The organism is Maribacter sedimenticola, from assembly GCF_900188415.1.
In the GTDB taxonomy this organism is placed as follows: domain Bacteria; phylum Bacteroidota; class Bacteroidia; order Flavobacteriales; family Flavobacteriaceae; genus Maribacter; species Maribacter sedimenticola.
In genome coordinates this window covers 902,811-924,172 of record NZ_FZNV01000002.1, presented here as the reverse complement: position 1 = coordinate 924,172, position 21,362 = coordinate 902,811, and the positions used below count along the sequence as shown (strand labels likewise).

The following is a 21,362-nucleotide window of genomic DNA, read 5'->3' as shown; positions in this document are numbered from 1 at the left end:
TAAATGAAGTCATTACGTAATAAAAAACAAGAACATAAATAAAGTTGAGGACCAATACTATTGTGTATTCTTTCTTCCATGTAGTATTTTCATCACGTTCTGTTTTCATCCTTTTATTTTTTCTTTGGATACAACCTTATTCTTACCGACGGATAATAGGTTGGAGAATAGTTTGTATGCGCCTGGCACACCTACGGGCAATTCCCTAAAAAAGCTTAGTCCGGTATAAATATAGTTTCCCTTTCCATATGGGGCAATTAATAAACTACCTTTTGTACTTTTCTCTCCTTGATCGCTCATTTCTAGTATTGGTGTAAATTCAGGACTCCACTCATTAGGGAAGTATAGCCCGCGCTCTTGAACCCATCCATTAAAATCATCTGTGGTAATTTTATTAGGGAAATTTACCAAGGAATGGTTTTTGGCTATGATTTTGACTTCACTGTTTTCATTGGTGACCCTATCCCTGGAAATAGTAAGTTCATAAGGTGCAATTTTCTCAAACTGATCGCGCCACCTACTTGCCGTATTATACTGCACAATAACCGTACCGCCATTCTTTACATATTCTAGAATAAATCTTTGCTTAAATGCCAGTTCGTCTACGACATTATATGCCCTAATACCCATAACAACGGCATCATATTTACTTAAAGATTCGGCAGTGATAGAAGCCGGGTCAATAAGCTGCACATTATAACCTATTTGCGCTAAGCTTGTAGGTACTTCATCTCCGGCACCCATTATATACCCTATATTTTCACCTGCCTTTTCAATATTTAACCTGACGACCTTGGCCTCTGATGGCAATAGCACGGTTTGCGTAGGAATATGGTCATAGGCTATGGTTACCAATTCTTTTTTGATTTCCTGGCCGTTAAGTTTTAGTATAGGTGTTATAAAAGTTTCATTTTCGGTTGCCGGGGGGGTTAAGGTGAAGTAAACCGTCTGTTCATCATCTTTTTTGGCTATGAAGAATTCCTGTTGGGATTTATCTATCTGCCATCCTGCTCCAAAGGTCAACGCTATACTGCCCTTTATACTGTCCTTATGTGCTTTTATGGTAATGGGAATACGCTTTGGGGCGGCATCGGCAAAAATTAAAACCTTATCCTTGAATTTTGCGGTAGCCTGGGGTAAAATCTCAAACGGTTGATACAATTCCCCTTTATCCGGTCTTGCATATTTATAACGTACAGGTCTTGAAATAGGGATAGTTTCTCCTGCAAGCTCTATAGTAAAATTGACGGTAAAAGCCCTTGGTGTTTCCGGTAGGCCAATTAATTCCTTGTCCTTAACCTTGTATATGCCTAAATCACCTTTTTCCAATAACCAATACGGACTGGTAAATGATGTTTTTGTCGGTATATTGAAGTTTACACCATCCTTATAGGCATTGTTATTATGAAGTGGTATGGGTGTCGTAGAGACTTTTTCTTCATTGATATGTACGGATTTTAATATTACATTAAAAGCACTTCGGTTCAATGCTTCAAGGTCTATGGAAACTGTTTCTCCAGGAGTAGATGAAGGTGTTTTTGTGGTAGCCTCTAAATGAAGTCCCATAATTGCGGTCATAATAGCAACCAACTCTTGGGTTTTCCGGTTTTTCCAATGGGTGTCGGAGATTTTTTGAATCAAGCCATAGACTTTTGCCAACTCGGGCAAATGAACCGTGGGGTCCTTGAAATTAAATTTATTTTCTACTTTGTAAAGTATATCACCAACTTCCTTACCACCTTTTACCCTTGACCAACTAGTATCTATTCCCTCAAAAATATTTGATTTATCATTGGGTAAATCCCCTTTAAGCAATTCTATATATTCGTTTTCGGAACCTCTTGTGGTCAGTCTGCCAAATCCTTGGCATAAATGTTGACTACTTGCCAATGACGCTATTTCATTATTGGATTTGCCCAGCATAGGATAGTATACCCCAACATCCATTTGTAATAAATTGGTCTTATCCGCTTTTTTAAAATTTTCTTCACTACCATAAAACCACCATGAGGTATTAAAAAATAATCTTTTTGGTTGCCAAGGATTTGTGGCACTTAACTGTTCAGGATATGCATTTGTATCATTTGCCAAGTCAAACGCTTCTACACTCAACATTGCCGATGAAGTGTGGTGACCATGTGTACTGCCCGGAGTACGGTGGTCAAACCTATTGATAATAATGTCTGGCTTAAATTTCCTTATGGCCCTGACCACATCTCCCAAAATGGCTTCCTTGTTCCATATTTCAAGAGTTTCCTTAGGGTGTTTGGAATATCCAAAATCGTTAGCGCGTGTAAAAAGTTGTTCTCCTCCATCTACAAGTCTTGCCGCCAATAATTCCTGGGTACGCAAAACTCCTAAAAGTTCACGTAATTCCGTTCCAATAAGGTTTTGTCCACCATCTCCACGGGTAAGGGATAAATAACCGGTTCTGGCCTTGACATTGTTAGATAAATAAGATATTAGCCTTGTATTTTCATCATCCGGGTGTGCCGCAATATATAAGGCCGTACCTAAAAAATTTAATTTTTCAATGGAATGGTAAATATCTGCTGGGGAAGATGTTTTTGGAGCTTGGGATAAAACGGTTGAACTAATTAAAAGGATACAGGATAACAATCCTAATAAATGGCGCATGTTAAGGTGGTTTTGGTCGTAAAATCAAATATAATAAGATTAGCTGCCAACCTTGCTTTTTTACGACTTCTTTAACAAAATCAGGCTTTTTCTTCCTCGGTAGTTAAAAACTCGCCTTCACGGTAAGTAGATATTAAAACCACTCCCTTTTGTAGTACTAAATTGTTGGGATAGGTCAAAATTTCTCCATTGCTACGTCTTAAATGCAAATGAAAGGCCCTAATGTCCTCAATTACAAAAGTGTCTAAGTTACCGGCCTCGGAATCGTTAAGTTCCTTGTCCAATATCCGTATGGTATTTCCTATTTTAAAAGGAAAAGAAAAAAAGATAATTACACCGGCGGTAATATTGCTCAAAATAGACCATTGTGCAAATAATGCTACGCCTATTACTGCAAAAACGGAGGATAGCAAAACACCCAACTCCTTATAATTAACGCTCCAAACCAGGGTAAGGGCTATAACGGCAATAATGGTAAGCGCAATATTTATAAATTTAATGATCAGGTTGGTTCTTACCGGATTAAAATCACTTAATTTACTGACTTTGCGGACTGCTGTAGTAAAAAGAAATTTTAATACAAGAATAATAATGAATACAACAAGACTGTAAATTAACTCGCTGTGATGATTGGCAATAAAGTTTCTCATAAATCTATAACCCTAAACTATCGCGCAAAGATAAATGCTTATTCGAATTTTGTTGCCAATAGGGTGTTGTAATCCTGTTAATTATTGTAGCGGTAGATGTCAAGATTTTAGCATTTTGCCCAAATCCACCTTTATAGCTATCCGTCCAACCTTCTATTGTATAAGGGAAGGTAGATGAATAGGTTATTTGCAGGGTGCGTTCCAATGCAGGATATGAAATTTCATAGACCGTATAACCATCCATAGTACTGATGGTTGCTTTAGCATCGTAAGGTTTTAATTCTTTATGGGTAAGCCTAATATACTCCAATGAAGGAATCATTTGAAATGAACCTGTAGGTAACGCTGATGGGTCTATCCGTATCTTGTTCCATATTTCATTTTCTAAATGTGTTTTTGATAAATGAACATTCTGGTCTGCTTCATTACCAAAATAGGAATGGGACATGATTTCAAAATCATTTCTATTGTTTAATTGGGCATATACATGACCACACCATTCTTGTGCGGAAAAAGAAAGTTTTAGGGCATGTTGATTATCGTGTACCGGATAAAAGCTACTGGTCATGATAGAATAAGGATAAATTCCTGTTAAATAATTTTTGGTCGCATTTAGTTTTAAAACAGGTATATTTATCGGAGATTTTTGGTCCGCTTTTACTTGCAAATCGGGTAAAAAAGGCTCTGTTACATAAATCATTACCGCTTTGCCGTTTCGTAATTCCCCATACCTGGCTTGTTCCAGGGCATAAGAAGTAATCTCCGCGTTTCCTGAATACCAATATTCCTTAAAATCTTTGGATAAGGCTTTTTTTGGGAAAGGTGCGTCAGTTTGTTGTGCTATCTGTTTTTGTTCTTCTTGGATTTCCGTATCCTGCTGTTTACAGGAAATTTGTACGCTGGTTACCAAGATTACCAAAATGGAGCAGGTAAGGGCAAATTTAATTTTATTCATGACTCGATCTTTTAGGCTATTTAAGATAACCTACTTTACCATATTTAACAAGGTATTATAGGTTAATTGTGTTGGCAGGCCTACTACATTGGTATAAGATCCCTTTATTTCCTCAATACCAATTAATCCTATCCATTCTTGTATGCCATAAGCTCCGGCTTTATCGTAAGGCTGGTACTCTTCAATATAATAGGTTATTTCCTCAGATGTCAATTTCTTGAATTTTACTTCTGTTATGGAATGGGCTATTTCTTGTTTTTTGGCTGTAGTAAAACAAACGGAAGTAATGACCTGATGCCAGTTGCCCGATAATTTCGTGAGCATTTCCTTGGCCTCAAGAAAATCCTTTGCCTTTGCCAATGATTCGTTATTATGCCAAACAACGGTATCTGAAGTAATTAAAATGTCGTTCGGTTTTAAATCGCTAACAAATGCCTTTGCTTTTAGTTGGGATAAAAAATCGGATATTTCTGCAGCCTTTAGGTGTTGCGGATATAGTTCTTCGACCGATTTTAATCGGACTTCAAAATCTAGTCCCATATCCGTAAAGAATTGTTGTCTTCTAGGGGAACCGGATGCTAAAATGATGTTGAAATTTTTAAACTGTTCCTTAATCATCCTTAATCGTTTGTAGCACTATAGTGACTTGTCCAGTCGCCCCTAACTTTAAGTACTTGTTCAATTACATCGCGCACACAGCCATGTCCGCCGTTAATATGCGAAATATAGTTGCTTACACTCTTAACTTCGGCTACGGCGTTTTGGGGACATGTAGCAATACCTACTTCTTTCATTGGAGGTATATCCGGAATGTCATCACCCATGTAAAGAATATTTTCGGCATCTATATTATAAATGTCCATATATTCTTCCAAGGCATCAATCTTATGGTGGGCTCCCATATAGATATCTGTTACTCCAAGACCGCGTAACCTACTTCTTACACCCTCGTTGGTGCCTCCTGTGATTATGCAAACATTATAACCTTTGCTAAGAGCTACTTTTAAAGCATAGCCGTCCTTAACGCTCATTTTTCGTAACATTTCACCATCTGTGGTAATGATGACACTGCCATCCGTGAAAACTCCATCTACATCAAAAACAAAGGTGGTAATATTTTTAAGGTACTCTTTATAACTTTTCTCCATGTGTTCTTTTAATTGCATTGCTCACTAGCGTATATATTTCCCGCTGCTGTTTGTTTTTTATAAATTTTAAGTGGGTGTGTAAGGTATTTTGGTCACCTCTTTTTGCAGGACCGGTTTGGGCTAATAGAGGGGGCAAGTTGTCCAATTTAGCGGCAGTTTCCTTGATCAACGGTAACAATAGGCTAAAGTCCACTCCATTATCCATACAGATTTCCTCACCCATGGTATACATGTAATTGGTGAAATTGTTGACAAATACCGCTGCAATATGCAAGGCTCTGCGTTCTTCCGTATTTATGAATTGTACATTATTACTTAAACTTTTCCCTAAGGATTGCACTAATTGCCGGTCGTTGATATTGTTTACCTCCAAACAAATCGGAATATCCTGAAAAGAAATTGTTTTGCCTATTGTAAATGTCTGTAACGGATAGAAAACCCCATACCGATCACAATCTTTCAACTCTTGCATAGAAGTTGCACCGGAGGTATGTACTACCAAACCTTTCCTATTTTTGAATTTTTCTGCAACTGTGGCTATTGCATTGTCCGATACCGCCAATATATATACATCCGCATGAGGTATATCATCAAAATTTGTATTTAGAGGAGCCTTGTCTATGGCAAACGTAAGATGTTCTGGATTTCTACCTAGTACCTGTTCAATTTTAACGTGCGCCATCTTATCAAGGGCTTGAAAGAGATTTTGGGCTACATTGCCCGTCCCGACTAAAACGACAGATATCATGGGGTAAAAATACGAAGATTATTTATGGGGCAATAGAATAAAATTAACAGTTTTGACTAACTTTTAAACGTATAATAGCTATACGTAAATGGTGAAAAGACCGTATTTTTGCAACTTGAAAATCAACTCCATTCCTTCATGACGGAAATGTTCAAGAAAATATTCTTCTCTACGCGTTTAATGTCCATTTTATTTATTGTTTTTGCGGTGGCCATGGCATTTGGTACATTCATAGAAAGCTGGTATAGTACGGAGACTGCGCGTATATGGATTTATAATGCTTTTTGGTTTGAGGCAATAATGGTCTTCTTTGTAATTAATTTTATTGGTAATATTTCACGGTACCGTTTATTGCGATTGGAAAAATGGCCTGTATTAACATTACACCTTTCATGGATATTGATCATCATTGGTGCATTTGTTACCAGATATATTAGTTTTGAAGGGATGATGCCCATTAGGGAGGGCAAGACGGAGCGAGTGTTTTATTCTGACAAAACATTTTTGACCGTCTATGTGGATGGTGAAATCAATGGAGAGCCTAGGCGAAAGGTATTAGAAGATGATTTGATCGTAACGTCGGAAGCCATAAAATCTAATCTACCCTGGAATTCTGATTTTAACGGCCAAGCTTTTGAAATTTCTTACGTAGATTTTATAGAAGGTGCAAAGGAAGGACTTATTCCTAATGAAAATGGGAATGCTTATTTAAAGATTGTTGAAGCCGGTGACGGTCAACGTCACGAGCATTATTTAGAAGATGGCAAAGTAGCAAGTATACATAATGTACTGTTTGCATTGAACAAAGAAACTCAAGGTGCAATAAATATTAAGACTACAGATTCCATTTACCAAATATTTGCTCCTTTTGATGGTAATTTTATGAGAATGGCAGACCAGTTCCAAGGTACTTTGGTCAAGGATAGTTTACAGCCATTACAGTTAAGGTCTTTATATAACACCGCAGGTATGCAGTTCGTAATTCCTGATTCCCTAATAAAAGGTTCTTATGGTATAGTTGAGATTCCAAAGGCCGAGCAGACTAAAATGGACCAAGATGCCATGGTGCTTGATATAAGTGCCAATGGGGAGACTAGGCAAATAAAGGTCTTGGGTACAAAAGGCCCGTCAGATTTCAGTGAAAAGGTCAATATTGGTGGCCTGGACTTTTCCGTACGGTATGGCTCTAAAGTATATGAGCTGCCGTTTGGTATAAAATTGAATGATTTTATTGCGGAAAAATATCCAGGTACGGAAAAAGGATATTCATCATATATGAGTAAAGTTTCAATTGCGGATGAACGGCCTTTTGATTATGATATTTTCATGAACCATGTCCTAGATCATAAAGGATATCGGTTTTTTCAATCTAGTTTTGATCCAGATGAGAAAGGAACGGTACTATCTGTAAATCATGATTTTTGGGGCACTTGGATAACTTATATTGGATATTTTCTGCTTTATATCGGCTTAATGGGAATTATGTTCTTTGGAAAAACAAGGTTTAGGGATTTAGCGGATACATTGGATAAAATAAAAGATAAAAAGAAAAAAATGTTCGGTAGCGCTTTGTTAATGCTATTGTTGGTCAACACCTCATTCTCCCAAGAAAATCATACCGTTAGCCAAGGACATGTGACTACACCAACTTCTGAACAGATAGACTCGTTGGTAAAGTCAAGTATGGTTGGTAAGGAACACGCCGATAAATTTGGACGGTTGGTCATACAGGATGATGGTGGGCGTATGAAACCTATAAATACGTTTTCATCTGAATTGCTACGTAAACTCAGTTTAAAGGATACGTACCTAGGTTACAATTCTGACCAGATTCTGCTCTCCATGATGATGAACCCTGCCGTCTGGTACAATACAGAGTTCATTGCATTGGACAAAAAAGCGCAGAATGATAGTATCAGGAAAATTATAGGGGTTCCAAGTGGACAAAAATATGTGAAGGCCACTGATTTTTTTGATGAAAAGGGGCAGTACAAATTAGAGCCTTATTTAAGGGAGGCTACCGCTACCACGAATCCCAATAAATTTCAGCAAGATTTTAAGGATGCCAATATTAGGTTAAGTTTATTGAACCAAGCCCTTGGTCAGGATATTGTCAAAATTTTTCCTCTTTTGGATGACGAAAATAACAAATGGATTTCCGCCATAGAATATAGAGGAGGACAATATGAAATAAGGGATTCGCTGTACGCAAATTTTGTTAAGAATGCCCTACCTTATTATTTAATGACTTTGGGAAAGGCTCAAAAAAGTGGAGATTATTCACAAGCCGATAAATTATTGGAGGCGTTTGAGCAGAACCAAATAAACCACGGTAGCGAGGTTTTACCTTCCAAACAGAAGATAGAGACCGAGGTGATTTACAACCGACTTAATATATTCAATAAGCTATATCAATACTATGCACTTGTTGGACTATTGATGTTTCTTACACTTATATTTCAAATTTTTAAAGATCGTTCTATTTGGCGTGTCGCCATTTACTTTTTTAAGGGAACCATTATCATCTTATTTTTATGGCATACTGCAGGTTTGATATTGCGATGGTATATTTCCGGTCATGCTCCTTGGAGTGATGCTTATGAAAGTATTTTATATGTTGCTTGGGCTACCATGGGAATTGGTTTGGCCTTAGGAAGAAAAAGTGATATGACCTTGGCCTCATCCGCATTCGTAACTTCTATGCTATTGTGGATTGCCCACCAAAGTTGGATCGATCCGTCCATTGCCAATTTACAACCCGTTTTGGACAGTTATTGGTTAATGATCCATGTGGCCGTAATTGTGGGTAGCTATGGACCCTTGACAGTTGGAATGATATTGGGACTTGTAAGTCTTATTCTAATGATTTTGACCACTAAGAAGAATAAGGCAAGAATGGCAATAAACATAAAGGAATTAACGATTATCAATGAGCTGGCACTGACCACTGGTCTGGTAATGTTGACCATTGGTAACTTCTTAGGAGGGCAATGGGCCAATGAAAGTTGGGGACGCTACTGGGGGTGGGATCCAAAGGAAACTTGGGCTTTGATTTCAATTATGATATACGCTTTTGTAATCCATACCAGACTGGTTCCCGGATTAAGAGGCAAATGGACCTTTAACTTTATGAGTGTGGTGGCATTTGGAAGTATTATGATGACCTATTTTGGTGTCAACTTTTACTTGGTCGGCCTGCATAGTTATGCTAGTGGAGCACAGGTGATAACGCCCACTTTTATTTACTATTTGGTTGCGGGTGTTTTGGTCTTGGGTGCCTTAAGTTATTGGAGGTATAAGGTAAATTATTCCAAATAAATTATTGAAGTAAAAGCTTCATTAATTCTTCCGCCGCAATTTTACCTTTTAGTCTTAAGAAATCCCGTGGTGTATTGTCGCCCAATTCAAAGACTATGGCCGGCATGTCATGATTTACGTAAAAGTAATTTCTGGATACCATTGTGGGTTTTATATCCGTAGAGGGTTTTATATTGGTATGTTTTTGGGGAAGGCGATTGCTTATGTTTTCTATCCAATTAAAAATAATTTCGCCCTTTTTGCCAATAATGGTAGAATCAATAGGGTAATAGATATCGTCCCAAGTTGAATGAAAATCGGCTCCAAATACAAATTCATATCCTTCATCTTCCTTTTGTACCAGAAAATCCCGTACGCTTCTTGTTTCGGGTTGATTAAAATTTTCCCAATCCCTGTTCAGATCAATACCGCCCATATTATGTCGCCAGTGACCATTATCAACCCCATCAGGATTCATTAAGGGTACCACGAATAAATCATAATTGTTCCTGAAATCCTGTGCTTCAGGAGAATCGCCTGCTAACGTTTCAATGAAGGATTTCATTGCTAAAAATCCGGTTACCTCCGGAGGATGCTGTCTGGAAATGACCATTACGGCCTTTTTATGGCTTCCTTCCTTGATCTGCATTACATTCATGGACCTATTTTCTCTGCTTCTGCCGATCTCGTAAGTGGTGACATAGGGTTTTGTTGACATAGAATCTACCCATTGCTTTACCCTGGTAGAGCCATATAGTTCTTGTGCAGTTATGTAAAGTGGCTTTTCGCTTATATTCACCTTGATTTCAACGAACTCCGGTACTGCTTTTATACCAAATGTTCCCGTTCCTTCATTAATTGCATTGAAGTTTGCACTGTCCAATGGCGTAAAATGTATTCCATCAGTGCTAAGTTTTGGATAGTATCTACTGCGAGAATCCTGATAGGTCATTTTAATGGTTATCGTTTTGGGAGTTGTTGACCAAACTTTAAAGGCGTACCATGGGCTTACATTAATCGGTGTATTTTCTGCAGTAATCAGTGCGGTATAGTGGTCATTGCCATCATAGGCGATGCCATTTAATCTTCCACTTTCAAAATCATTGCTAAAAAAGGTTGTTCCATCTTCAAAGGACCAAATTCCTTTCCATTGTTTTTGTACGGGTTTGGACAATGTAGATACAATGGCACTTTTGCCCTGACCTTGATAACCGGTTGTAACGGGTTTTTGATTGGTGCAGGAAAGTACTAAATAACATATTAAAATCGTAGATAGTAGTTTTTTTATCATGGCCTGTTGGTTATGGGTTGCACTAACTATTAATCTGCTAAATGTAAACTTATAACTTATAAATCTAAAATCAAATATTCACCGTTGTATCATGTTCGGTTCAATCTACTTGTAGCAACCTTATCAAATCGATCAAAGATTTTTAGATCAGTATTCATTACCTTTATTCCCTTTAATTTAATATGCATGAATTCCAATAAAAAAGGGTTAAATACTATTTGTACACATGTAGGGGAGTTAGAGGATAAACAATATAGAGGGGCGGTATCTCCTATTTATATGAGTAGCTCATATGCCTACGAAGATGTTGATGTTAAGCGTTATCCACGTTATTTTAATACACCCAATCAAGAAGGGCTTTGTAAGAAAGTAGCAGCTCTGGAGCATGCAGAGGCTGCTTTGATATTTGGTAGCGGCATGGCTGCGGTAAGCACTGCATTAATGGCGTTTTTAAAGGCCGGTGACCATGTAGTTTTACAACAAACCCTATATGGTGGCACCTATAACCTAGTTCATGAGGAATTTAGTAAATATGGTATTGAATATACCTTTACAAAAGGTTGGACAGCTAAAGATTTCGAAGCGGAAATCAAGGATAATACTAAAGTAATCTACATAGAGACCCCTTCTAATCCATTATTGACAATAACTGATTTGGAGGCCGTTGCGGCACTAGCACAAAAAAACGGACTCGTTTCTATGATAGATAATACATTTGCTAGTCCGGTGAATCAAAACCCTATTGATTTTGGGATAGATATTGTAATTCATAGTGCTACCAAATATATGGGAGGTCATTCAGATATCTGCGCAGGAGCAGTTGCCTCCAATACCCAGAATATTGATCGCATTTTTCAACTGGCCAAAAATTTTGGTGGTAGTTTAAGTGATTATACGGTATGGCTTTTAGAGCGTAGTATAAAAACAATGGGAATTCGTGTACGGGCACAAAATGAAAATGCATTGGCCATGGCCCAATTTTTGGAAAATAATGATGATATCGTAAAAGTGTACTATCCTGGTTTGCCCCACCATCAAGATCATGATATTGCAAAAAGACAAATGAAAGGTTTTGGCGGTATGGTCTCCTTTGAATTAAAGCCTGGTATAGATTCCTCAAAATTTCAGAAAGCCTTGCAATTAATTAAGCCGTCCATGAGCTTGGCCGGGGTGGAAAGCACGTTACTTTCACCTACAAAAACCTCACATGCGTTAATGAGCGCAGAAGTGCGGGCAAGTCAAGGAATTGCAGATGGACTTATCCGTTTCTCCGTTGGTATTGAAGAGGTGGATGATTTAAAAGCTGATATTCTCCAAGCGATAGAAAAAGTTAAATAACACCCTTTATCATAATAAAAGAAATAGCATGAAATTGGATATTTTAGTATTTGGAGCACATCCAGATGACGCGGAGTTAGGTGCAGGTGGTACCATTGCCAAAGAAATTGCCTTGGGCAAGAAAGTCGGTATTATAGATTTAACCCGTGGTGAGTTAGGTACAAGGGGGTCAGCGGAAATACGTGATGTAGAGGCCGCGGACGCTGCAAAGATATTGGGTGTTGCCGTCCGGGAAAATCTAAAATTTAAGGATGGATTTTTTGTAAATGATGAAAACCACCAAATGGAGGTTATTAAGGCCATAAGAAAATATAGACCGGAAACCGTATTATGTAATGCTATAGATGATAGGCATATAGATCATGGTAAAGGAAGTAAACTTGTAAGTGACGCTTGTTTTTTAAGTGGGTTGAGACGTATTGAAACAAAAATAGGGGAGGTGCCCCAACAGGAATGGAGACCAAAATTAGTATACCATTACATACAATGGAAGAACCTTAAACCGGATTTTGTTGTAGATATTAGTGATTATATTACTTCCAAGACCAATGCTATCAAAGCCTATGCTTCACAATTTCACGATCCAAACAGCAATGAACCAGAAACACCAATTAGTAGTAAAACCTTTATAGAAAGTGTACACTATAGAGCTAAGGATTTGGGAAGATTGGTTGGTGTGGATTATGGAGAAGGCTTTACGGTTGAAAGAATGGTTGCCGTAAAATCCTTGGATAGTTTAATTTAGGCAGATTTTTTATATTCCTCCCTAACCCGGGGAATGGAAAAGTAGAAGGTGGAGCCTTTTCCAAGAGCGCTATGTACCCAGATTTTACCTTTGTTTTTCTCTACCATTTCTTTACATAAGGAAAGTCCAAGTCCTGTTCCTTTTTCATCATTGGTGCCATAGGTAGTATGGTTGGCATCTTTTTGGAAAATTTTACCCATGGTCTCTTCGCTCATGCCCATACCATTATCCTTCACATATATCTCACACGTTTTTAGTTTTTGTATGGCACCAATAACGATCTGTCCGTTATTTGGTGTAAACTTAAGGGCATTGCTCAAAAGATTTCGAATAATGATATCTATTTGGTTAGGATCAGACCATATTTGGCAATTAGGTTCTATTCTATTTTGTAGGGTTATTGACTTAGATTGTGCAATTTCTGATAATAGTGCAATATTTTCATCAACAATAGTGACTAAATTGGTAACAGATGGCTTGGTTACAGAACCGTTCATTTGGGTTTGGCCCCAAGACAGTAAATTGTTGAGCGTAAAAGAAATAGTATCTATATCCACTTTTAATTTGGGGACGAAGTTCAAGAATTCGTCCTTGGTCATTTCACCTTCCTTAAATAATTTCAATAGTCCTTGAAATGCGCCTATAGGTCCCCTAAGGTCATGACCAATGATAGAGAACAATTTGTTCTTGGTTTGGTTCAGCTCGTTTAAATAAGCCTGTTTTTCCTCTAAATCTTGTTTTTTGGATAAAAGTTCTGCATTCAGCTTTTTTTGTATTTGCTGATTTCGTTGAATTATAAAGGTAATGACGACAAAGATGATGAGAATTATTGCAATAAGATAAATAACAATATTTTGTTTGGCCAATGCCTTTTCGTTTTCTAATATCAATTGTTGCTTTTGCCTATTGTATTCCGTTTTTGTCTTCAACATGTCCAAGGCAATTTCATTTCCTTTTTTGGTCAAGGATTCTGAAGTCACCTGAAATATCTCATGGTACCAAAGCGATTTTTTATATTCTTTTTTGTTTTTGTGTATTTTGAACAACTGATAGGTACAATCCTTAATTCCTGTTCTGTAGCCTATTTTTTTGGACAACTCAAAGGCTTCTAAAGAATACACTTGCGCTATACTGTCATTATTGGTATTTAAATAAGCTTCTGACATACCGTTAAGAAGAGCGATCTTACCTCTATCGTCCTCAATTTCTTCATGAAGTAATTCACTTTGCTTGTACCAATATAACGCCCAAGTATTCTTACCTTTTTTTAAATAGATCTTACCTTTAACCTCATAGGCATAAGCAAGCCATTCTAAGATTTTCTCTTGTTCAAATATGGTAATAGCGCTATTGATGTTGAACATGGCATATTCCAGTTCGTTCATGTCTGCATAGGCATCTGCCATACTGCTCATGGTTTCGGCAATATATATTGGATTACCAATTTCCTCATTGATCGCTTTTACTTTCTTAAAGAAAACCATGGCGTGGTTGTAATCTTTCTGGGATAAGTACAACTCTGCAATATTTTCATTGATAATGGAAAGGTAATTTTTATAATCTTGCTTTTCAGAAATTTCAATAGCCTCTAAATATCCTTTTAGAGCCAAAGCATAATTGCCCTGAAAGCTATATTCTTTAGATAGTACGTTGAGCGATTTTACCTTTAACCTAAGTTCTTTATATTTTGTAGCCAGATCATGGGCTTTGCTGAAATAGGATATCGCTTGATCTATATGGCCTTTGTCAGAATAGAACCCACCTATATTAATATATGAATAGATTTCCCCGTTAATATATGATGAAGACTGACTTAGCCTTAGACTTTCATCACTTAAACTATATAAACTATCTAGATTATGATAACGGTATTCACCGGCTAGGTCTATGATTTTATTTATATAAAGGGTGTCTTGAGAATTAAAGTTTGGGGAGATTCTAATTGTTTCTAATTCACCCAAAAGTATTTTTCTTCTTAAATCCTGTCCAAAAGTATTGGAATAGACCAATAGCATAAAAATGAATGCCGTGACACGACATACTTTTTTATACCCGGAACATATTCTCAAAACCTTATAATTCATAAATAGAATCAAAAATTATGATCTAAAATTAACTTACAAGTAGTGAGTTAAAGAAAATATGTTGTGAAATGCTAAATATTGTGTGTTTCAGCGGGTTAAATGTGTAGTTCGTCGATGATTTTATAGATTTATACAAAAATTTAATCCGTAAAATCCTACGATATTGACTTAATAGTAAAGATTATTAATAAATATGTAAAAACTTGATAATCAGTATATTGTAATAATTATTTGTAATTATTCTATTATGTTTAAATTTTCTTCATAGGTAGTTCCACAGAAAATATACTGCCTTGGTCCAATGTACTTTCTACCTGTATTTTGCCATTGTTTGCCAACACCATTTCCCTTACCAATCGTAGTCCCAATCCAGTTCCTTTTTCCCTGTTGGTACCATAGGTTGTAAAATGTTCATTGTCATTAAAAATGTTTTGAATGGCATCTTTGCTCATGCCAACACCATTGTCAATGACGTATATTTTGAGCGAATCATCAATCTGTTCGGTCAATATTTTAATTTCACCATTGTTGGGGGTGAATTTAATGGCGTTACTAATTAAGTTTCTAAATATAATATTGAAATGGTCCCAGTCTACAAAAGCGGTATGAACTTCTTTGATGCCGGTAATAAGTTTAATGGATTTTTTTTGAAGTTCATTTTTATATAATTGTAAAATAATATCCAATTCCGGTTTTACCTGTACTGTTTCCGGATTTATTTGATTCCCGTTCATTTGCGCCTTGCCCCAATGTAAAAGATTATCCATTGTAAATTGAACTTGTTCTAGTTCTTCCTTTAATTGTGGAGCAAATTTTTCAAAATAAACTTTACCTTCAGGGTCTTCCAAATAAAACTTTAGCAATTCTTTCAGGGAAATGATAGGCCCCCTTAAATCATGGCCAATGATAGAAAAAAGCCGATCTTGATTTCTATTGATTGTTGTTAGTTCTTTTTGGTTTTCATTTAATGCCACTGCTTGACTTTCCAATTGTTTATTCAATAATTTTTCCCTTTTATTGATGCTCAATATGATTAAAACTATTATGAACAAGATAGCCAAAGCTATGAGGGCCCATCTAACGTATTTGCGTTGTTGCTCTAATTCAAGGGAACTTTTTGCCTTAAGGTCTTCTTTTTCCTTTTCAAGATTAAGTTTGGCGTTGACCATAGTTAAATTTCTACGATTCTTTTCTTTGGAAATATCGTTGGCCAATTTCTCGGTCATTTCCAAATATTCCAAGGATTTACCAATATTACCTTGTTGCTTGTTTATCTCATATAATAATCTATAAACTTTTTCTAAGCCTGTATTTAATTTAAATGATTTGTACAGGTCAAGACTTTTATATGCATAATCCTCAGAAGTGTCAATGTTATTCAATTTGTAGTTAGCCTTGGCAAGACCAAAATATATATCGGCCTTACCTTTTATATCATTGACGGAGTTATGTGAATTAAGAGCTTTTGTATAATTGGACTTAGCCATCTGATAATTTCCGGTCTTTAAAAGTAATTGACCATAGGTGCCATAGGAAAATGCCAACCACAACTCATCATTGTGTTTTTTAAAATAGGTAATACTATTTTGTAACAATGATTTTGCTTCCTGAAATTTATCTTGTTGAATATAGAGATAGGCTAAATTACTGGAAATCATGGCTATCATACTGCCATTCTGTAATTTTTGAGCTGCTTCTTTTGCACTTGCGTAATAGCCGTGAGCTTCATCAAAATCTTCCAGTAGATTGAACATAGTCCCTAAGTTCATGTTCATTCTGAACACATAAAAATCATCCTTTTTTCTTTCACCTATAGCTAGCGCATGTAAAAAATGGGTGTAAGTCAACGGATAGTTTTGTTGACTAAAATATGCTTGCCCTAATTGGTTATGTACCTTCATTTCGGTTTGGGCATATTCAGATAGGTGTATGTCCGCTATGGCTTTGTTTCCAAAATCTATAGCTTTCTCCATCTCACCTTTAAATAAGTGAAACATTGAAAAATTGGATAATGCTTCTAGTTCTCCTTCTTTATAATCTATGGCCCCACTAATTTCAAGTGCTTTTTGAGCAAGTATGTTTATAGAATCTTTTGCTGTATACCTTAGTTGGTATGCTAAACCATTTAATAAATCTACATATTGGGTAGAGTTTTCGGTGAAATTTGGTTGTTGCTTAAAATCTTTTATCTGGTTTTTAAAAATTTGGATACTATCTACTTGCCCAAAAGCTTTAATGCAATTACTAAAGCAAAATATACCAAGAAGAAAAAATTTACATAGGTTTTTGAGAGTCATAGGGGTAACCTGTTATAGGTCATTAAATTAAAACTATTTTTCAATTTAGATAGAAATTAGGTAGGGAAGTGTAAAAATGAAATATTTATTCAAAAGTGATTTATTATTTGCGGGTAATATATAAAAAATTTACATTTGCACTCGCTTACAAATGGTGGTTGTAGCTCAGCTGGTTAGAGCATCGGTTTGTGGTACCGAGGGTCGCCGGTTCGAACCCGGTCTTCCACCCTAAAAGCAGATAGAAAGTCTTGAATATATATTCAAGACTTTTTTATTTGGGTCAATTTTAAAAATGGTATAAATGCATAAAAGCCTTATAGTTACGGTAACCATCAGGCTTTTTTATACTTCTTTATTTACTATTCCGTTGCCTTGTCGACAACAAGTTTGTTGTTGCGGTTAGCAATTTCCCATGCAGTGTAAAAAATCAATCTTGAACGATTTTCCAATAGGTCATAATTTATCTTATCCGGGGTGTCACTTGGTCTATGATAATCATCATGGGTTCCATTAAAATAAAAAATTATGGGTATATTATTTTTTGCAAAGTTATAATGGTCACTTCTGTAGTAAAAACGGTTAGGGTCGTTTTCATCGTTGTAGGTGTAATCAAGTTCTAAATTTGCATATTTAGCATTGATTTCTTCAGATAACTCATGTAATTCCGTACTCAATTTATCGGATCCAATTAAATAAATATAATTGCGGTCACCTTCTCTTTTTGGGTCAATTCTACCGATCATATCAATATTTAAGTTGGCTACGGTTTGTTCCAAAGGAAAAAGTGGCTCATAATCCGTATAATATTGAGAGCCAAGTAAACCTTTTTCCTCTCCGGTAACATGTAAGAAAACTATAGAACGTTTTGGCCCGTGACCGGCGTCCGCTGCCAATTTAAAAGCTTCTGCAATCTCCAATAAAGAAACCGTACCAGAACCATCATCATCTGCACCATTATTGATTTCTCCGTTACTTGAAATTCCAATATGATCTAAATGCGACGAAATAACCAAATACTCCTCTGGCTTTTCAGTGCCCTTTATTATGGCGGCAACATTTTCTGAGGATATTTTATCATTAGAGCTTTCAAAATTAAGTTCTAACGTTGTTGTTAAAATTTTAGCTGATTCGTCCGTATTGATTGATGGATAAATTTCTTCTGCCAAATTTTGGTCAATAAACAGGCTATAGAATTCAGTGGCATTGGGATCTACAAGTTCCATTCTGCCACTATTATTGGTTTCCATGTACTGATACCTGCGTTTAAAACGATCAAAATTTTGGGCATCATAATACAATACACCTTTAGCTCCTTTTTCTACCGCTATCTGTATTCTTTTGGTCAATGATTCTGACATGTTGCTCCAAACGGATGGCTCCGTACTACCGGAAATCTTATAGGTACCGTCTTCATTTTTAGGTTCACCAGATTTTAATAGTACAATTTTATCCGTAACATCCAAGTCTCCATAATCTGTATAAGATTCATCTTCAATGCCATAGGCTATATATACAATATTATCAAATGCATTTTGTGCAGCTCCAAAGGTTAATACGTGGTCACCAATACCAAAATCCTTGCCGTTGACGCTTAACTTGCCGGTGGGTAAGTTGCTTACCTCTAAAGGAACGTTCTGAAAATAATCTCCATTTGGTTTTGCGGCAGGTACACCTAATTCTTCATATTGAGCCTTGATATATTCAATAGCTTTTTTCTGGCCCGGTTGTCCCGTTTCCCTTCCTTCAAATTCATCAGAGGCGTAAATGTATAGATGGTCCTTTAATTCATTTTCAGTGATTGAAGTAGCATACGTTGTGGGAGATACTTTTTCTGTGGCCTTTGCTTCTGCTTTTTCTTTCACCGTTTTTTGTGAAGAATTACAGGAAAAGACCAATGAGACCAATAAGATCAGTGCTTTTTTCATGTTCTTTTTTTTGATAAAAATTTATCAAAAATAATCAAAACCTCAGGATTAGAAGTTATTAGCAGGAAGAATCGGCAATGATTTTCCATTTACCGTCAATTCTTTTAAAGATAATCATGAACGTGCCCTTAGCATCACCTACCGTTCGCTTTAGCATATATTCGCCCATTACAAAATAGGAATCTTGGTTAATAGGATGAATCTTAGCAATAGTGAAGGTCAATTCTCCGGTATGGGACGCATCCGGATAATTTTTTTTATAACTATCCAATGTGGTTGTCCACCCTGTTTTTAATTGGGCTCCACTATAAAAAAATAAGGAATCCGTTTGGTGGTAGGCTTCCATGAAACCTTTTAAATCATTGTTGTTCCAATCTTTTTGCTGCTGAGCTATTATGTGGGTAATCTCCTTTATATCATTTTGCGCATTAGGCTCTTTATGACACGAGCATAACATGAGGAGGCTTATATATAGTATATGTACAATTCTCATATTTGAAACACAAAAGGGGCGCAAACTAATTTGTTAAAGCTTGTTCAATAGCCGCCTCGACCAAAGGTTCCATAATTTTGTAACCTTCTACGGTTGGGTGTACACCGTCTTCTGCATATTTTTTGGGCAAGCCATTTTTCTCATCGGCCATAGCAGAAAAATAATCCACATAAATATGGCCTTTATCATCACAATATTCTTTGATCAATTTATTAAGTGCAATAATTTTCTCAGCTGGTTCCAAACCTGGTTTCCATGGGTAATCATATGCGGGTAGGGTAGAGGTTAAAATTACTTTTATATCATTGGCTGTGGCTATTTCTGCCATTCCCTTAATATTGTCCATAATCATTGCTATGGTAGACGGACCTGTATTTCCGGCTATATCATTAGTGCCAGCCAATAGTACTACAGCTTTAGGGTTTAAGTCTATCACATCTTGCCTGAACCTAATAAGCATTTGTGGGGTAGTTTGGCCGCTAATACCGCGATTAACATAAGGTTTGCCCTTGAAAAATTCCGGTCTTGAATTAAGCCAACCAATGGTAATGGAATTACCCATAAAAACAATCCTATTCTCATTATTGCTGATTTCAGGGAGATTGTTGTTGGCTTCTTTAAAACGATTGAGGTCTGCCCAATCCTGAGAATGCAATTTGGTAAGTCCTAGCAAGGATAACATAAGCACAATACTAAGTTGATATACAGATTTCATATTTATTTATTATGTTTTTTGAATTTCAGATTTTTCATTTGCGGTTAGCGGAACATTTTTAATGATGCTCTCCTTATTGGGCCGTTGAACAAATAAATAGGCCAATAGACAAATAACGATGACCAAGGGCAGCGCATTGCCCGTTTTATAATATGCATATAACCCTGCAAAGGCAGGTACTTCTATCAATGCATATTTTATATGTAACGCGGATTGATATTTTTTGAGTTTATCTGCCAATTGCTCATTTAACTGTATGTTCAAGGTCATTTTTTTAAAAACCCATTGACTGCCAAAATAACCTAAAAGAGCCAAAACAGGAACTATGAATAGAAAAATATCCTGGCCATTGGTACTTGTATTAAAGCTATTTATTTGCAAAACTATCCAAACCGTAAATATGCCTAAACCTGCTACAAGGAATAAATGCATAATAGAGAGACTTTTGATAAAATTTTTTAGTTCCATAAGTTATTTAAAATGGTAAGATACTATAATTATAAACTCTAATGAATAGGTGCAGTTGCAAACTTAGGATTTTATGAAATTTAGGAAATTAGAATAATTATCTTTGTGGACTTATGGTAAAATATATTTTGGTCTTACTTGTCTTTTTAACCACGCATACGGCTAAAGGACAAATTGAAAGTGATAAGGCATTGCATTTTTTGGGTGGAAACCTGTATGGTTTGGTTGGAGCCGGTATTGCAAATGAAATTTCTGATGGAGATAGAACCTGGACCTTTATTGGAGCAGTAGGTGGTAGTTTGTTAATTGGTGTGGCCAAGGAAAGTATTGATCAAAAGCAGTATGGAGGTTGGGACAATGCAGATTTGATTGCCACTGTACTGGGTGGTGCCACTATAGGTTTCACCATTGATATTTTCAAAAAAAGAAAGCAACGTAAACGCGATAAGATTTTCAAAGATGCAGTTGGTGAAAACTACAACTACGATAGAGAAACATACCCAGTACAAAATTTGAAAATAAATTCGTTGCACGTACTAGGTATGTCCAATACCGTATTGCGTAAATAATT

The 21,362-nt window shown here is 36.4% G+C and carries 17 protein-coding genes and 1 tRNA gene; 5 read left to right on the top strand and 13 right to left on the bottom strand.

Annotation, left to right across the window (positions count from 1 at the left end; all coding sequences use genetic code 11):
* Positions 1–105 precede the first annotated feature (105 nt).
* From CHB68_RS09195 to CHB68_RS09170, 6 genes are all read right to left on the bottom strand, one after another.
* Positions 106–2,637, bottom strand: coding sequence for a PIG-L family deacetylase (locus CHB68_RS09195; RefSeq protein ID WP_089260533.1), 2,532 nt, complete (start codon positions 2,635–2,637; stop codon positions 106–108).
* Positions 2,638–2,717: 80 nt separating this feature from the next.
* Positions 2,718–3,287 (bottom strand): mechanosensitive ion channel domain-containing protein, encoded by a 570-nt coding sequence (locus CHB68_RS09190; RefSeq protein WP_089260532.1) that lies wholly within the window; start codon positions 3,285–3,287, stop codon positions 2,718–2,720.
* Between the two features lie 4 nt (positions 3,288–3,291).
* Entirely contained in the window at positions 3,292–4,242 is a 951-nt protein-coding gene (locus CHB68_RS09185; RefSeq protein WP_089260531.1) for a septum formation inhibitor Maf, read from the bottom strand.
* 30 nt (positions 4,243–4,272) lie between these two features.
* Positions 4,273–4,860, bottom strand: a complete 588-nt coding sequence (locus tag CHB68_RS09180; RefSeq protein ID WP_089260530.1) for a Maf family nucleotide pyrophosphatase — start codon at positions 4,858–4,860, stop codon at positions 4,273–4,275.
* A 2-nt stretch (positions 4,861–4,862) separates the two neighbouring features.
* Positions 4,863–5,390 (bottom strand): KdsC family phosphatase, encoded by a 528-nt coding sequence (locus CHB68_RS09175; protein WP_089260529.1) that lies wholly within the window; start codon positions 5,388–5,390, stop codon positions 4,863–4,865.
* The gene (locus CHB68_RS09170; protein WP_089260528.1) at positions 5,374–6,138 is read right to left on the bottom strand and encodes a Rossmann-like and DUF2520 domain-containing protein; all 765 of its coding nucleotides are present in this window, start codon (positions 6,136–6,138) and stop codon (positions 5,374–5,376) included. Before CHB68_RS09170 ends, CHB68_RS09175 begins: the two co-directional genes overlap by 17 nt.
* Before the next feature lie 138 nt (positions 6,139–6,276).
* Between CHB68_RS09170 and ccsA the strand changes: the two genes are divergently transcribed.
* Entirely contained in the window at positions 6,277–9,456 is a 3,180-nt protein-coding gene (ccsA, locus tag CHB68_RS09165; RefSeq protein ID WP_089260527.1) for a cytochrome c biogenesis protein CcsA, read from the top strand.
* 1 nt (position 9,457) lies between these two features.
* On the opposite strand, the gene CHB68_RS09160 is transcribed toward ccsA, so the two are convergent.
* Entirely contained in the window at positions 9,458–10,726 is a 1,269-nt protein-coding gene (locus CHB68_RS09160) for a M14 family metallopeptidase (RefSeq protein ID WP_089260526.1), read from the bottom strand.
* Positions 10,727–10,912: 186 nt separating this feature from the next.
* Here CHB68_RS09160 and CHB68_RS09155 point away from each other — a divergent pair, with 186 nt between their 5' ends.
* Together CHB68_RS09155 and bshB1 are read left to right on the top strand one after the other, a co-directional pair.
* On the top strand, positions 10,913–12,064 hold the full coding sequence (locus tag CHB68_RS09155; RefSeq protein ID WP_089260525.1) for a trans-sulfuration enzyme family protein: 1,152 nt from the start codon (positions 10,913–10,915) through the stop codon (positions 12,062–12,064).
* A 28-nt stretch (positions 12,065–12,092) separates the two neighbouring features.
* Complete coding sequence (gene bshB1, locus CHB68_RS09150; RefSeq protein ID WP_089260524.1) at positions 12,093–12,809, top strand: bacillithiol biosynthesis deacetylase BshB1; 717 nt, start codon at positions 12,093–12,095, stop codon at positions 12,807–12,809.
* Here bshB1 and CHB68_RS09145 read toward each other — a convergent pair.
* Positions 12,806–14,893, bottom strand: coding sequence for a tetratricopeptide repeat-containing sensor histidine kinase (locus CHB68_RS09145; protein ID WP_089260523.1), 2,088 nt, complete (start codon positions 14,891–14,893; stop codon positions 12,806–12,808). The genes bshB1 and CHB68_RS09145 overlap by 4 nt on opposite strands.
* Positions 14,894–15,144: 251 nt before the next feature.
* Positions 15,145–17,190 carry a tetratricopeptide repeat-containing sensor histidine kinase gene (locus CHB68_RS09140; protein ID WP_089260522.1) on the bottom strand — a complete coding sequence of 682 codons (2,046 nt, stop codon included), beginning with the start codon at positions 17,188–17,190 and terminating at the stop codon, positions 15,145–15,147.
* A 153-nt stretch (positions 17,191–17,343) separates the two neighbouring features.
* Between CHB68_RS09140 and CHB68_RS09135 the strand changes: the two genes are divergently transcribed.
* Positions 17,344–17,419: transfer RNA gene (locus CHB68_RS09135), tRNA-His, on the top strand.
* Positions 17,420–17,549: 130 nt separating this feature from the next.
* On the opposite strand, the gene CHB68_RS09130 is transcribed toward CHB68_RS09135, so the two are convergent.
* From CHB68_RS09130 to CHB68_RS09115, 4 genes are read right to left on the bottom strand one after another with little or no spacing between them, the layout of a single operon-like run.
* The gene (locus CHB68_RS09130; protein ID WP_089260521.1) at positions 17,550–19,115 is read right to left on the bottom strand and encodes a M28 family peptidase; all 1,566 of its coding nucleotides are present in this window, start codon (positions 19,113–19,115) and stop codon (positions 17,550–17,552) included.
* Between the two features lie 58 nt (positions 19,116–19,173).
* On the bottom strand, positions 19,174–19,608 hold the full coding sequence (locus tag CHB68_RS09125; protein WP_089260520.1) for a YybH family protein: 435 nt from the start codon (positions 19,606–19,608) through the stop codon (positions 19,174–19,176).
* A 25-nt stretch (positions 19,609–19,633) separates the two neighbouring features.
* Positions 19,634–20,323, bottom strand: coding sequence for an SGNH/GDSL hydrolase family protein (locus tag CHB68_RS09120; protein WP_089260519.1), 690 nt, complete (start codon positions 20,321–20,323; stop codon positions 19,634–19,636).
* A gap of 9 nt (positions 20,324–20,332) precedes the next feature.
* Positions 20,333–20,755, bottom strand: coding sequence for a hypothetical protein (locus tag CHB68_RS09115; protein ID WP_143815189.1), 423 nt, complete (start codon positions 20,753–20,755; stop codon positions 20,333–20,335).
* Between the two features lie 149 nt (positions 20,756–20,904).
* Here CHB68_RS09115 and CHB68_RS09110 point away from each other — a divergent pair, with 149 nt between their 5' ends.
* Positions 20,905–21,360: a hypothetical protein gene (locus tag CHB68_RS09110; RefSeq protein ID WP_179213169.1), complete on the top strand. Its 456-nt coding sequence runs from the start codon at positions 20,905–20,907 to the stop codon at positions 21,358–21,360.
* Positions 21,361–21,362: the final 2 nt, after the last annotated feature.

Excerpts from the sequence above, each read along its gene's own strand:
- CHB68_RS09195 (WP_089260533.1), bottom strand. The coding sequence starts at position 2,637 with ATGCGCCATTTATTAGGATTGTTATCCTGTATCCTTTTAATTAGTTCA.
- CHB68_RS09190 (WP_089260532.1), bottom strand. The coding sequence starts at position 3,287 with ATGAGAAACTTTATTGCCAATCATCACAGCGAGTTAATTTACAGTCTT.
- CHB68_RS09185 (WP_089260531.1), bottom strand. The coding sequence starts at position 4,242 with ATGAATAAAATTAAATTTGCCCTTACCTGCTCCATTTTGGTAATCTTG.
- CHB68_RS09180 (WP_089260530.1), bottom strand. The coding sequence starts at position 4,860 with ATGATTAAGGAACAGTTTAAAAATTTCAACATCATTTTAGCATCCGGT.
- CHB68_RS09175 (WP_089260529.1), bottom strand. The coding sequence starts at position 5,390 with ATGGAGAAAAGTTATAAAGAGTACCTTAAAAATATTACCACCTTTGTT.
- CHB68_RS09170 (WP_089260528.1), bottom strand. The coding sequence starts at position 6,138 with ATGATATCTGTCGTTTTAGTCGGGACGGGCAATGTAGCCCAAAATCTC.
- ccsA (WP_089260527.1), top strand. The coding sequence starts at position 6,277 with ATGACGGAAATGTTCAAGAAAATATTCTTCTCTACGCGTTTAATGTCC.
- CHB68_RS09160 (WP_089260526.1), bottom strand. The coding sequence starts at position 10,726 with ATGATAAAAAAACTACTATCTACGATTTTAATATGTTATTTAGTACTT.
- CHB68_RS09155 (WP_089260525.1), top strand. The coding sequence starts at position 10,913 with ATGAATTCCAATAAAAAAGGGTTAAATACTATTTGTACACATGTAGGG.
- bshB1 (WP_089260524.1), top strand. The coding sequence starts at position 12,093 with ATGAAATTGGATATTTTAGTATTTGGAGCACATCCAGATGACGCGGAG.
- CHB68_RS09145 (WP_089260523.1), bottom strand. The coding sequence starts at position 14,893 with ATGAATTATAAGGTTTTGAGAATATGTTCCGGGTATAAAAAAGTATGT.
- CHB68_RS09140 (WP_089260522.1), bottom strand. The coding sequence starts at position 17,190 with ATGACTCTCAAAAACCTATGTAAATTTTTTCTTCTTGGTATATTTTGC.
- CHB68_RS09130 (WP_089260521.1), bottom strand. The coding sequence starts at position 19,115 with ATGAAAAAAGCACTGATCTTATTGGTCTCATTGGTCTTTTCCTGTAAT.
- CHB68_RS09125 (WP_089260520.1), bottom strand. The coding sequence starts at position 19,608 with ATGAGAATTGTACATATACTATATATAAGCCTCCTCATGTTATGCTCG.
- CHB68_RS09120 (WP_089260519.1), bottom strand. The coding sequence starts at position 20,323 with ATGAAATCTGTATATCAACTTAGTATTGTGCTTATGTTATCCTTGCTA.
- CHB68_RS09115 (WP_143815189.1), bottom strand. The coding sequence starts at position 20,755 with ATGCATTTATTCCTTGTAGCAGGTTTAGGCATATTTACGGTTTGGATA.
- CHB68_RS09110 (WP_179213169.1), top strand. The coding sequence starts at position 20,905 with ATGGTAAAATATATTTTGGTCTTACTTGTCTTTTTAACCACGCATACG.